At 69.8% G+C, this 12849-nt stretch carries 10 protein-coding genes and 1 tRNA gene; 7 read left to right on the top strand and 4 right to left on the bottom strand.

Annotated elements, in window-relative coordinates; all coding sequences use genetic code 11:
- Positions 1 to 40: 40 nt before the first annotated feature.
- Both RT282_RS09620 and RT282_RS09615 read right to left on the bottom strand, forming a co-directional pair.
- Complete coding sequence (locus RT282_RS09620) at positions 41 to 1492, bottom strand: catalase (protein WP_313313456.1); 1452 nt, start codon at positions 1490 to 1492, stop codon at positions 41 to 43.
- A gap of 138 nt (positions 1493 to 1630) precedes the next feature.
- Positions 1631 to 2176 carry a PAS and helix-turn-helix domain-containing protein gene (locus RT282_RS09615; protein ID WP_312306718.1) on the bottom strand — a complete coding sequence of 182 codons (546 nt, stop codon included), beginning with the start codon at positions 2174 to 2176 and terminating at the stop codon, positions 1631 to 1633.
- Positions 2177 to 2253: 77 nt separating this feature from the next.
- On the opposite strand from RT282_RS09615, the gene RT282_RS09610 reads away from it, so the two are divergent.
- From RT282_RS09610 to RT282_RS09580, 7 genes are all read left to right on the top strand, one after another.
- On the top strand, positions 2254 to 2955 hold the full coding sequence (locus RT282_RS09610) for a CoA transferase subunit A (protein WP_312306717.1): 702 nt from the start codon (positions 2254 to 2256) through the stop codon (positions 2953 to 2955).
- A 13-nt stretch (positions 2956 to 2968) separates the two neighbouring features.
- Positions 2969 to 3607 (top strand): 3-oxoacid CoA-transferase subunit B, encoded by a 639-nt coding sequence (locus RT282_RS09605; protein ID WP_313313454.1) that lies wholly within the window; start codon positions 2969 to 2971, stop codon positions 3605 to 3607.
- A gap of 131 nt (positions 3608 to 3738) precedes the next feature.
- The gene (locus RT282_RS09600; protein ID WP_313313453.1) at positions 3739 to 5094 is read left to right on the top strand and encodes an HD domain-containing phosphohydrolase; all 1356 of its coding nucleotides are present in this window, start codon (positions 3739 to 3741) and stop codon (positions 5092 to 5094) included.
- Between the two features lie 78 nt (positions 5095 to 5172).
- Positions 5173 to 5958 (top strand): translesion DNA synthesis-associated protein ImuA, encoded by a 786-nt coding sequence (imuA, locus tag RT282_RS09595; RefSeq protein WP_313313451.1) that lies wholly within the window; start codon positions 5173 to 5175, stop codon positions 5956 to 5958.
- The gene (locus RT282_RS09590) at positions 5924 to 7258 is read left to right on the top strand and encodes a DNA polymerase Y family protein (RefSeq protein ID WP_313313450.1); all 1335 of its coding nucleotides are present in this window, start codon (positions 5924 to 5926) and stop codon (positions 7256 to 7258) included. The genes imuA and RT282_RS09590 overlap by 35 nt, the downstream gene beginning before the upstream one ends.
- Positions 7255 to 10479, top strand: coding sequence for an error-prone DNA polymerase (locus tag RT282_RS09585; RefSeq protein WP_313313449.1), 3225 nt, complete (start codon positions 7255 to 7257; stop codon positions 10477 to 10479). The genes RT282_RS09590 and RT282_RS09585 overlap by 4 nt, the downstream gene beginning before the upstream one ends.
- 177 nt (positions 10480 to 10656) lie before the next feature.
- Positions 10657 to 11661 carry a TerB family tellurite resistance protein gene (locus tag RT282_RS09580; protein WP_313313448.1) on the top strand — a complete coding sequence of 335 codons (1005 nt, stop codon included), beginning with the start codon at positions 10657 to 10659 and terminating at the stop codon, positions 11659 to 11661.
- A 62-nt stretch (positions 11662 to 11723) separates the two neighbouring features.
- Here the strand turns inward: RT282_RS09580 and RT282_RS09575 are convergent.
- Positions 11724 to 11799 (bottom strand) — tRNA-Thr (locus RT282_RS09575).
- 11 nt (positions 11800 to 11810) lie between these two features.
- Entirely contained in the window at positions 11811 to 12818 is a 1008-nt protein-coding gene (locus RT282_RS09570; protein ID WP_313313447.1) for a class 1 fructose-bisphosphatase, read from the bottom strand.
- Between the last annotated feature and the right edge of the window lie 31 nt (positions 12819 to 12849).

Below are 12849 nucleotides of genomic sequence, written 5' to 3'. Positions count from 1 at the left end.
CCTGCCCCTGGAGAAAGGGGCAGGGCGAGCGGGGGCGGCTTTACAGCTGGCCCGCCCGTTGGCGGGCGATGGCGTCGGCCACGCCCGCGCCATAGGCCGGGTCGGCCTGGGTGCAGTGGGCGATGTGCTTGTCGATGATGTGCTGCGACACGCCGGCGATGTTGCGCGCGGTGTTCTCGCACAGCAGGCGCTGCTTTTCGAGCGTCATCAGGCGGAACAGGTCGCCTGGCTGGGTGAAGTAGTCGCTGTCGTCCTCACGGTAGTTCCAGCGGCTGGCGTCGCCATAAAGCTTCTCGACGGGCTCGGCGTACTCGGGCTGCTCCTGCCACGCGCCCCGGGTGTTGGGTTCATAGGCGATGGTGCGGCCGAAGTTGCCGTCCACGCGCATGGCGCCGTCGCGGTGGTAGTGGTTGACCGGGCAGCGCGGCGCGTTCACCGGGATCTGGTGGTGGTTCACGCCCAGGCGGTAGCGGGCCGCGTCGGCGTAAGAGAACAGGCGCGACTGCAGCATCCGGTCGGGCGAGGGGCCGATGCCGGGCACCAGGTTGCTGGGCGCGAACGATGCCTGCTCGACTTCGGCGTAGTAGTTGTCGGGGTTGCGGTTGAGCTCCATCACACCCACTTCTATGAGCGGGAAGTCCTTCTTGCTCCACACCTTGGTCAGGTCGAACGGGTGGAAGCGGTAGGTCTGCGCCTCTTCCTCGGTCATGATCTGTACGCACAGCTTCCACTTCGGAAAGTCGCCGCGGTCGATGGCCGCCAGCAGGTCGCGCTGGCTGCTTTCGCGATCCACCGCGACCACGGCGGCGGCCTCGGCGTCGGACAGATTCTCGATGCCCTGCTGGCAGACCCAGTGGAACTTCACGTAGTGGCGTTCGCCGGCGTGGTTGATGAGGCTGTAGGTGTGCGAGCCGAAACCGTGCATGTGGCGGTAACCGCGCGGAATGCCGCGGTCGCTCATGACGATGGTGATCTGGTGCAGCGCCTCGGGCAGGCCGGTCCAGAAGTCCCAGTTGTTCTCGGGTGAGCGCAGGTTGGTGTACGGATCGCGCTTGACGGCCTTGTTCAGGTCAGGGAACTTAAGCGGGTCGCGGAAGAAGAACACCGGCGTGTTGTTGCCCACCAGGTCCCAGTTGCCTTCCTCGGTGTACATCTTCACGGCGAAGCCGCGGATGTCGCGCTCGGCGTCCGCCGCGCCGCGCTCGCCGGCCACGGTGGAAAAGCGGGCGAACAGCTGCGTCTGCTTGCCGAGGTCGGAGAACACCTTGGCGCGGGTGTAGCGCGTGATGTCGCCGGTGACGGTGAAGGTGCCGTAGGCGCCCGAGCCCTTGGCGTGCATGCGCCGCTCGGGGATCACCTCGCGGTGGAAGTGGGCGAGCTTTTCCAGGTGCCACAGGTCCTGCAGCAGCATGGGGCCGCGCGGGCCGGCGGTCAGCGAGTCCTGGTTGTTGGCAACGGGCGCGCCGGCGGCGGTGGTGAGGCGGTGGCTCATGGGTGAACTCCTTTTGATGGTGGCCGATCCATTCAATAGCTATATTGCTATCAATGCGTTTTTATTATTGTTTTGAACTATTGAATGGGCAAGGGCTCGGCCATTGCTTTTATGCAAGGCGGCAATAGCTTGCGGGGATCAACCCACCAGGAGCTTTTGCACCAGGTCAGCGGCGGTGGAGGCGCCGTACTTGCGCATCAGCCGCGCGCGGTAGATCTCCACCGTGCGGTGGCTGATGTCCAGCGCACGGCCGATCTCCTTGCTGGTCATGCCGTCCAGCAGCCGGGCGGCCACTTCGCGCTCGCGCGCGGTGAGTTCGGCGCGCACCGGTCGCTCGGCGCTCAGGTCTTCGAAGGACCAGATGCCTGAGGCGTGCGGCTGTTCGCGGTTGAGCGCGCGGCCGGAGACGTGGCACCAGAAAATCTCGCCGCAGGCGCGCTTCATGAGGCGGTTGTCGGCGTAGTGGCCCTTGGCGTTCAGGATGGGCTCCATGCGCTTGCCCAGGCGCTCGTATTCGTCGGCCGATGGATAGAGGACGCGGAAGGACTGGCCGATGAGCAGCTCGCGCGAGGCGCCGAACATCTCGCACACGTGGCGGTTGCAGTCCACCATGATGCGGTTGCTCGAGATCACGAGGCCTACGGGAGCCATCTCGAAGGCCAGGCGGTAGTCGGCAATGTCCATGGATATGCTTAGGGAATACTACTTAGGATTGTACGTAGTATCGTAGCGCATCCGTTGCATACATCAGGAGACATTCAGTGAACAAGCTCTACCCTTCGGCCACCGAGGCGCTTGCGGGCGTCGTACAGGATGGCCAGATGCTGGCCGTCGGCGGCTTCGGCCTGTGCGGCATTCCCGAGGCGCTGATCGAAGCCCTCAAGGACAGTGGCGTCAAGGACCTCACGGTGGTGTCCAACAACGCCGGCGTGGACGGCTTCGGGCTGGGCAAGCTGCTGGAGACGCGCCAGATCAAGAAGATGATCAGCTCCTACGTGGGCGAGAACAAGGAGTTCGAGCGCCAGTTCCTGGCCGGCGAGCTGGAGCTGGAGTTCACCCCCCAGGGCACGCTGGCCGAGAAGCTGCGCGCCGGCGGCGCCGGTATCCCCGCCTTCTTCACCAAGACCGGCGTGGGCACCGTCGTGGCCGAGGGCAAGGAGCTGCGCGAGTTCGACGGCCAGACCTACGTGATGGAGCGCTCGCTGGTGCCCGACGTGTCCCTGGTCAAGGCCTGGCGCGCCGACAAGAGCGGCAATCTGCAGTTTCGCCTGACGGCGCGCAACTTCAACCCGGCCGCCGCCACCGCCGGCAAGGTCTGCATCGTCGAGGTCGAGGAGGTCGTCGAAACCGGCCAGATTGCGCCCGACGACGTGCATCTGCCCGGCATCTACGTGCACCGCATCGTGCACAACCCGCATCCCGAGAAGCGCATCGAAAAGCGCACGCTCACCGAGAAGAAGTAACAAGGAGACAGCAATGCCCTGGACCCAAGACCAGATGGCCGCGCGCGCGGCACAGGAACTCGAGGACGGCTTCTACGTGAACCTCGGCATCGGCATTCCCACGCTGGTGGCCAACCATACCGGCGACAAGGAGGTGTGGCTGCAGTCGGAAAACGGCATGCTGGGCATCGGCGCTTTTCCGACCGAGGACGAGGTGGACGCCGACCTGATCAACGCCGGCAAGCAGACCGTCACCACCATCCCCGGCTCGGCCATCTTCGGCTCGGACCAGTCGTTCGCCATGATCCGCGGCGGCAAGATCAACCTGTCCATCCTGGGCGCCATGCAGGTCAGCCAAAAGGGCGACCTGGCCAACTGGATGATCCCCGGCAAGATGGTCAAGGGCATGGGCGGCGCCATGGATCTGGTGGCCGGCGTGCCCCGCGTGATCGTGCTGATGGAGCACGTGGCGAAGAAGAAGGACGGCACGACCGACCTGAAGATACTGCCCGAGTGCTCGCTGCCGCTGACTGGCGTGGGCGTGGTCGACCGCATCATCACCGACCTGGGCGTGATGGACGTCACCCCCGAGGGCCTGAAGCTGGTGGAGCTGGCCCCGGGCGTGGAGTTCGACGAGATCCAGTCCAAGACGGGCGTGCCGCTGCTGCGCTGAGCACGCACCGGCGCCGCCAGTTACCAGAAGCCGGGCTTTGCCCGGCTTTTTGCCTTTTCATCGGACCGTGGCCGCGCGCAAAGGGCCGTATAGTCCGACACGGCAACACTTGATTACATTCTTTCGCACGCATGTTCGCTTCCGATTCCAGCCCTGACGGCGACGCTGCGCTGCAGCCACCCGAGGACAACAGCCACTACCTGCGTGCCGTCACCGACATGGCCGACCACTGCCACGTGACGACGCAGGAGGCCCTGTACACCGACCGCGGCATCAAGCTGGTGGACAAGGACGTGCGCGTGGACAGCGCCCTGTACGACCGCCTGGTGCGCTACAAGCTGCGCGGCCACATCGACGACCACCTGGCCGTGCAGGACATGGTCAGCGTGTCCTCGCTGGTACAGGAGGCTGCCGCCCAGTGCGAGCAGGACACGCTGGCCTATTTGCTGGTGCACACGCTGGACGCCATGGCCGTGGAGCGCCTGCTGGCCCCCGTGCGTTCGCTAGTGCTGCCGCACGCGCTGGCCTTCAAGCTCACCGTGATGCGCGAGCAGCACCGCGACCTGTACATCCACAGCGTGCGCATGATGCTGGTCAGCGTCTACCTGGGCCTGAAAAGCGGCATGAGCGAGCGCGAATGCGTGCACCTGGTCGCCGCGGCGCTGCTGCACGACATCGGCACGCTGCATCTGGACCCCATCTGGCATGACAGCGGCACGCGCGTGACCGGCGCCGGGCGCAAGGAGCTGATGGCCCATCCCATCACGGCGGCTCTCATCGTGCAGGCGCAGAACCTCTATCCGCGCAGCGTGCCCCAGGCCATCCTGGAGCACCATGAGTGCATGGACGGCAGCGGCTACCCGCGCGGGCTGCAGGGCGAGCAGATCTCACCCATGGGGCAGATCCTGCTGGTGGCCGAGGTCGCCTCCGCCTTCTTCGAGAAATACGCCAACGAGGCGGCCGCGCAGCGCCTGTCGCTCACCTTGCGCATGAGCCACCGCAAATTCCCCGCCGCCCTGGTGGCCTGCCTGCTGCCGGCGCTGAACATCCGCGCCGTGCAGGCCTCCCTGCAGGTCACGTCCGCCCAGGTGCATGCCCTGGTCGAGCTGCTGTCGCAGACGTTCGCCGACTGGCAGGCGCGCTGCGGCACGCTGGCGCCGGCGCTGCTGGCCGCCGGCAGCGGCCAGGCCTGTGCCTTCGTCACCCAGCGGCTGGCAACGCTGCAAAAGACGCTGTTCGAGGCCGGCTCTCACCCCCAGCAGCAGGCCGAGGCCCTGGCCTATCTGGAAGGCGACGAACAGGGCCTGGCTGAACTGGCCCTGCTCGGGCGCGAGGCGCTGTGGCAGCTGCAGAGCATCATCGACGCCACCCACAGCCGCTGGCCGCAACTGCACGAGGGCAGAGGCCCCGGGGACCAGGCCGTGGCGCAGTGGGGCGGGGCGTTCACGCAGCGCATGGCGCAGGCCGAACTGACCCAGGCCGCGTAGCAGCACACCCCAGCCTCGGGCTGGGGAGCCACGCAGTGGTTTGATACTGTATATTTAAACAGTATCGAGGCCACTGCCATGAATGCACTTCCCTCCAGCCTGCCCCTTCCGTCCCTGCCCGGCCTGTGGCGCGGCCAGGATTGTCTGGGCGCGCCGCAGCGCGTGGTGGCCAGCGGCCATGCCGCGCTGGACGCGGAGCTGCCCGCCGGCGGCTGGCCGCTGGGGGCGCTGACCGAAGTTTTGCTGGAGCCGGCCGCCCACGCCGAATGGGCGCTGGTGCTGCCCGCCCTGGCGGCGCGGCTGCAGGGCAGCGCCGGCCGCGCCGTGCTGGCGGCCCCGCCGCTGGAGCCCTTCACGCCCGCACTGCAGGCCGCCGGGGTGCCGGCCGGGCGGCTGTGCTGCATCTGGCCTCATGACGCAACTGCCGCCGCCTGGGCCTGCGAGCAGGCGCTGCGCTGCCGCGACGTCAGCGCCGTGCTGGCCTGGCTGCCCCAGGCGCCGCCGTCCGTGCTGCGCCGGCTGCAACTGGTGGCAGCGCAGCATCAGCAGCTGCTATGGGTGTTCCGCGGCAGCCGCCAGGACCGGCAGGCGGCATCGCCCGCGCCCCTGCGGTTGTGGCTGGAACGCGCGCAGCACCGCCACCTGCTGGTGCACCTGCTCAAGCGCCGCGGCCCGCCCATGGGGCGGCCGGTGGCGCTGCCCGCCAGCAGCGCGCTGCTGGCCGAGGTGCTGGCCGCCCAGGCCCGGCGGCGCCAGCAGCTGCAGCAGGACGCTGCCGTCCTGCAATCACCCGCACGTCCCGCAGCTCTCGCCCTGGTGGCCGATCGCCATGTGCTGGCTGGCCTGGCTGCTGCCCACGCCTGAGCCGGGCCTGCCGGCTGGCGCCCAGGCCTGGTGGGCGCTGCGCTTCACACCCCGGGCGGCGCTGCTGGAGGAGGCGCTGGTGCTGGAGGTCTCCAGCACCGCCCGCCTGTGGGGCGGCATGGCGGCGCTGCGCGCCCGGCTGCGCCAGGCCGCGCCCGAACACGAGGGCCCTCAACTCTGGGCCGAGGCGGCCACCGCCTGGCAGGCGCTGGCCCTGCTGCGTCTGCAGTGCGCCGGCCGGCCGCTGCCGAGGCGCCTGCCGCACGACCTACCGGTGGACACCCTCAGCGCCCTGCGCCCGCACGCCCAGGCCCTGGCGCACCTGGGCTGCCGCACCTGGGGCGCGCTGCGCGAACTGCCCCGCGCTGGGCTGGCGCGGCGCTTCGGTCAGCCCTGCCTGCAGGCGCTGGACGCCGCCTGGGGCGAGGCCGACCCGGGCTGGCAATGGCTGACCCTGCCCGAGCACTTCACCCTGCAGGTCGAGCTGCCGGCCCTGGCGGAGTCCGCCTCCGCGCTGCTGTGGACCGGCCAGCGCCTGCTGGACGCCCTGCAGGGCTGGCTGCAGGCGCGCCAGCAGGGCGTGCTGGAGCTGGAGCTGGCCTGGCACCACGACCTGCGCCGCGTCGACGGCGTGGTGCTGCCGCCCTGGCAGGCGCTGCGGCTGCGCACCGCCGAGCCGCTGCAGGACACGGCCCACCTGCGCCGTTTGCTGGCCGAGCACCTGGCCCACCAGCGCCTGGCCGCGCCCGTGGACCGGCTGGCCCTGCGCAGCCTGCAGACAGCCCCGCTGGCACCGGCCAGCCACAGCCTGCTGGCGCCGGCGCAGGGCGAGGGCGCCGCGGCCGGGGCCGAACCCTGGCACCAGCTGGTCGAGCGCCTGTCCGCCCGCCTGGGCGCCGCCAGCGTGCAGCTGCCCGTGGCCGGGGACGACCACCGGCCCGAGCGCATGCAGCGCTGGCAGCCAGCCCTGAGCCCAGCCGCCGCAAGCCGGGCAGGGCGGGGCGACGGCTCCGCGGCCGGCGCCGCCCGTGCCGCACTGTGGCCGCCCTGGCTGCTGCGCCCGCCCCGGCCGCTGGCCCAGCAGGGCGACCGCCCCTGCCTGCGCGGGCAGGCGCTGCGCCTGCTGGCCGGTCCCGAGCGGGTGGAGAGCGGCTGGTGGGAGGGCGCGGCCGAGCAGGGCGACGGCCAGGGTCTGGTGCGGCGCGACTACTTCGTGGCGCACAACGACGCGGCGGGCTGGGTCTGGATCTACCGCGACCGCGCCAGCGGCGGCTGGTTTTTGCACGGGGTGTACGCATGAGGCCCGCGCCGCCCCCGCTGCCCGCCTATGTCGAGCTGCACGCGCTGAGCTGCTTTTCCTTCCAGCGCGGGGCCTCGCACCCGCACGAGCTGGTGCAGCGCGCCCAGGCCCTGGGCTACGGCGCGCTGGCGCTGACGGATGAATGCTCCGTCGCCGGCCTGGTGCGCGCCCACGTCGCCGCGCGCGAGGCCGGGCTCAAGCTGATCGCCGGCAGCGAATTCCTGTGGGACGGCGTGCGCGTCGTGGCCCTGGCGCGCGACCTGCAGGGCTGGGGCGGACTGTGCGAATTCATCACCGCCGCCCGCGCCGGCGCCCGGCCGGGGCAGGGCGGCTACCGCGTGGACGCGCACTCGCCCTGGGCGCTGCTGGCCGGCTGCGAGATCTTGCTGGCCCCGCAGCGCGAGGCGCTGCCGGACGCTTCTGATTTGATAGCTGCCAGCGCTTGTCTGGAGCGCGTTGCAGCCGTTTTTGGCATGAAATGCTGGATCGCCGTGGAGCTGCACTTGGCCGGCGACGACGCCCTGTGGCTGCACACCCTGGAGCAGTCTGGCGCGCGCCTGGGCCTGCCGCTGGTGGCGGCCGGCGACGTGCAGCTGCACGCGCGCAGCCGCAAGCCCCTGCACGACGTGATGACCGCCGTGCGCCTGGGCCGCAGCGTGGCCGAGTGCGGCCGCGAGCTGGCCGCCCACGCCGAGAGGCGCCTGCGCCCGCGCAGCCAGCTGGCCGGCATCTACCCGCCCGCGCTGCTGGCCGCCACGCTGGAGGTGGCCGGGCGCTGCAACTTCAGCCTGCATGAGATCCGCTACCGCTACCCGAAGGAAAGCGTGCTGCCCGGCATGACCGCCGCGCAGACCCTGGCTTGGTTGACCCAGGAGGGCGCCCGCTCCCGCTATCCCACGGGCGTGCCCGAGAAGGTGCGCGAGACCATCGCGCGCGAGCTGGCGCTGATCGAGGAGTGCGGCTACGAGATGTACTTCCTGACCGTGCACGACATCGTGCGCTACGCGCGCAGCGAGGGCATCTTGTGCCAGGGACGCGGCTCGGCGGCCAACTCGGCCGTGTGCTACTGCCTGGGCATCACGGCGGTGGACCCGGAGCACTCGCAGCTGCTGTTCGAGCGCTTCATCAGCCGAGAGCGCGGCGAGCCGCCGGACATCGACGTGGACTTCGAGCACGAACGGCGCGAGAAGGTCATCCAGTACATCTACAGCCGCTACGGACGCGAGCGTGCCGCGCTGACGGCCGTGGTCATCAGCTACCGCTCACGCAGCGCACTGCGCGACGTGGGCAAGGCGCTGGGCGTGGCGCCGGCGCTGATCGACGCCTTTGCCAAGGACCACCACTGGTTTGACGACCTGCGCGCCGTGGAGCACCTGCAGGCGCTGGCGCAGCAGCTGGACCAGCCGCTGCCCCCGCGCCAGGCCACGCTGTGGCTGGAGCTGGCGCGCGAGCTGCGCGGCATGCCGCGCCACCTGAGCCAGCACGTGGGCGGCTTCGTGCTGACCGAGGACCGCCTGACCCGGCTGGTGCCCGTGCAGCCCGCCACCATGGAGCAGCGCTCCATCATCCAGTGGGACAAGGACGACCTGGACGAGGTCAAGCTGCTGAAGGTGGACGTGCTGGCCCTGGGCATGCTCACCGCCCTGCGCCGCGCGCTGGACGCCCGGGCGGCGCTGCGCGGCCCCCTCTGGGGCCTGGCCGACATCCCGCAGGAAGACCCCGCCACCTACCGCATGGTCTGCGCGGCCGACACCGTGGGCGTGTTCCAGATCGAGAGCCGCGCCCAGATGGGCATGCTGCCGCGCCTGCAGCCGCGCACGTTCTACGACCTGGTGGTGCAGGTGGCCATCGTGCGGCCCGGGCCCATCCAGGGCGGCATGGTGCACCCGTACCTGCAGGCGCGCACGCATCAGCGCGCCCTCGCCCGGGCCGGGCACAGCGGCCCGTATCCGCTGGAATTTCCGCAACTGGCGCACGTGCTGGAGCGCACCCTGGGCGTGCCCATCTTCCAGGAGCAGGTCATGCAGATCGCCATCGCCGCGGCCGGCTTCACGCCGGGCGAGGCCGACGAGCTGCGCCGCTCCATGGCCGCCTGGCGGCGCAAGGGCGGGGTACACCGCTTCGAGGACAAGCTCAAGAGCGGCATGGCCGAACGCGGCTATCCGCCGGAATTCGCCGAGCGGCTGTTCCAGCAGATCCTGGGCTTTGGCGAATACGGCTTTCCCGAAAGCCACGCCGCCAGCTTCGCGTCCCTCGTGTACGCCAGCGCCTGGCTCAAGTGCCACGAGCCGGCCTGCTTTCTGATGGGGCTGCTCAACGCCCAGCCCATGGGTTTTTATCCGCCGGCGCAACTGGTGCAGGACGCGCGCCGCCACGGCGTGCGCGTGCTGCCCGTGGACGTGCTGGCCAGCGATGTGGACAGCACGCTGGAGTTGCCCCTGGAGCCGCTGCCGCACGCTGCATCCGATGACCCCGCGGCGCCCCAGCCCGCCGTGCGCCTGGGTCTGCGCCTGGTCGCGCGCCTGCCCCTGCCGGCGGCCGAGCGGCTGGTGCAGGCGCGCCGCCAGGGCGGCCCTTTTTCCAGCACCGAAGACCTGGCCCTGCGCGCCGGGCTGGCGCGCACCGACCTGCAGGCCCTGGCCGCGGCCGACGCGCTGCGCGCCCTGTCGGGCCACCGGCGCCAGCAGATGTGGGACGCTGCCGCGCACCAGCCGCCCCCGCCGCTCTTGCGCAGCGCGCCGCTGCGCGAGGCCACCCTGGCCCTGCCCGCCGCGCCCGAGGGCGAGGACATCACCTTCGACTACGCCGCTACTGGCCTCACGCTGCGCCGCCACCCGCTGGCCCTGCTGCGCCCGCAGCTGGAACGCCTGCGCGTGCGCACGGCGCTGCAGCTGCGCGCCGTGCCGCACGGCCCGCTGGTGCGCGCCTGCGGCATCGTCACCGTGCGCCAGCGCCCGGGCTCGGCCAAGGGCACGATGTTCGTCACGCTCGAGGACGAGACCGGCCCGGTCAACGTCATCGTCTGGCCGCACATGGTGGAGCGCTGGCGCACACCCCTGCTGCAGTCCCGCCTGCTGGCCGTGCAGGGCCGCTGGCAGCGCCACCAGGAGCCGGATTCGGACACGCCAGTGTGCACACTGGTGGCCGAGCGCATGCGCGACTGCACGGCGCTGCTGGGGCGGCTGGCGCAGGCGCTGGATGGCAGCCGGGACTTTCATTGAGTTTGAAGGCAAATTGGCCTCAAACCCTTGCTGGGAGAGCGCGGGCAGCTATGCTTTTTGACAACCGCTGTGCGGCGGCACGCGGCGCGAAAGCACCGGCAAGCGCCAGGGCCGTGCCTTGCGCCGCGAAAGCCGCCGCGGGTAAGCTGGCCGCTGGACCACTCACCGAGGAACCTGATGGGCACCGAAGAAATCCGCGCCATTCTCACCATCTGCCTGCTGGCTTCGTATGCCGACGGCGACAAGCACGATCGCGAGCGCGAGCAGATCCGCCAGGTGGCCCAGGGCCTGGCGCAGGACCAGCAGGTCAACCTGCCCGGTCTGTACCAGGACGTGCTGATGCGCCGGGTGCAGTTGGCCGACGTGCTGCCCCGGCTGGCCAGCGAGCAGTCGCGCCAGCTGGCCTACGAGATGGCGGTCTGCGTCTGCGAGGCCGATGGCCAGATCAGTGCGCCGGAGCAGGCCTTTCTGGCGCAGCTGCGCGACGCCCTGGGACAGTCGACGTCCGCCGGATTCGCCGCGCAGGCCGATGCCTTGGCCACCGCACCGCTGCAGACACCCTCAGTCGCCGTGCCGGAGTGGGCGCCGGTGGGCCAGCCGGCGCCGCACCCGGGCGCCGCCGATGCGCTGGCGAGCGAGCCGGCCGCGCGCCGCACGGGCACGCTGCCTGCCGCCGAGATGGACCGCAAGATCCTCAACGCCTCCATCCTCAACGGCGCCATCGAACTGCTGCCCGAAAACCTGTCCACGCTGGCCATCATTCCGCTGCAGATGCGGCTGGTCTACCAGATCGGCCAGAGCTACGGCTACGAGCTGGACCGCGGCCACATCAAGGACCTGCTGGCGGCCTTGGGCGTGGGCCTGACGTCGCAATACCTGGAAGAGGCCGGGCGCAAACTGCTCGGCGGCCTGCTGGGCAAGGCCGGCAAGGGCCTGCTGGGCGGCCTGGGGCGCCAGGCGGTGAGCAGCGGCATGAGCTTTGCGTCCACCTACGCGCTCGGCCACGTGGCCAACCAGTACTACGCCGGCGGCCGCACCCTGAGCACGCAGATGCTGCGCGACGCCTATCAGCACGTGATGGCCGACGGCCGCCAGCTGCAGACCCGGTACCTGCCGCAGATGCAGGAGACGGCCCGGGGTTTGAACACCGCGAAGATCATGCAGATGGTGCGGGGCGGCTGAGGCTGATTCGAGCGCGCACGTAAAAAAAGCCCGCTATCTTTTGGATAGCGGGCTTTTTAATTTGGTGCCGGAGACATGAATCGAACACGCGACCTTCTCATTACGAATGAGCTGCTCTACCGACTGAGCTACACCGGCGAAGACTCAGATTATATACCGCCGTGGTAGCTCGTCACGCGTTCGACCTCGTTTTTCGAGCCCAGGATGACGCTCACGCGCTGGTGCAGCTGGGTGGGCTGCACATCCAGGATGCGCTCCTTGCCGTTGGTGGCGGCGCCGCCAGCCTGCTCGACCAGCCAGCCCATGGGGTTAGCCTCGTACATCAGGCGCAGTTTGCCGGGCTTGCCCGGCTCGCGCTTGTCCCAGGGGTACATGAAGATGCCGCCGCGCATCAGGATGCGGTGCACGTCGGCCACCATGCTGGCGATCCAGCGCATGTTGAAGTTCTTAGCCCTAGGGCCTTCCTCGCCGGCCAGGCACTCGTCGATGTAGCGGCGCACCGGCGCGTCCCAGTGGCGCATGTTGCTCATGTTGATGGCGAATTCCTTCGTGTCCTCGGGGATGCGCACGTTCTCGCGCGTGAGCACGAACGAGCCCTGCTCGCGGTCCAGCGTGAACATGGCCACGCCGTCGCCCACGGTGAGCACCAGCGTGGTCTGCGGGCCGTAGATGCAGTAGCCGGCCGCCACCTGGGCCGAGCCCGGCTGCAGGAAGTCGCCCACCTGCACGCCCGGGTGGTCTTCGGGCTTCTTCAGCACGCTGAAGATGGTGCCGATGCTGACGTTCACGTCGATGTTGGACGAGCCGTCCAGCGGGTCGAACAGCAGCAGGTATTCGCCCTGCGGATAGCGGTTGGGCACGACGTAGATGCCCTCCATCTCCTCGCTGGCCATGGCCGCCAGGTGGCCGCCCCATTCGTTGGCCTCGATCAGCGTCTCGTTGGCGATGATGTCCAGCTTCTTTTGCACCTCGCCCTGCACGTTCTCGGTGCTGGCGGAGCCCATCACGTCGCCCAGTTCACCCTTGTTCACGGCCAGAGCGATGCGCTTGCAGGCGCGCGCCACCACCTCCAGCAGCAGGCGCAGCTGCGGCGGGATGCGGCCGTGGTCGCGCTGCTGCTCGACGAGGTAGCGGGTCAGGCTGATGCGTTCGGTCATTGCGGTGGTCCTCCCTTGGGTCATTACTGGA

It is taken from the genome of Pulveribacter sp., assembly GCF_032079985.1.
GTDB lineage: Bacteria > Pseudomonadota > Gammaproteobacteria > Burkholderiales > Burkholderiaceae_C > Melaminivora.
Note: the sequence above shows the minus strand (reverse complement) of the source record. Positions and strands in the feature narration are given on the sequence as shown.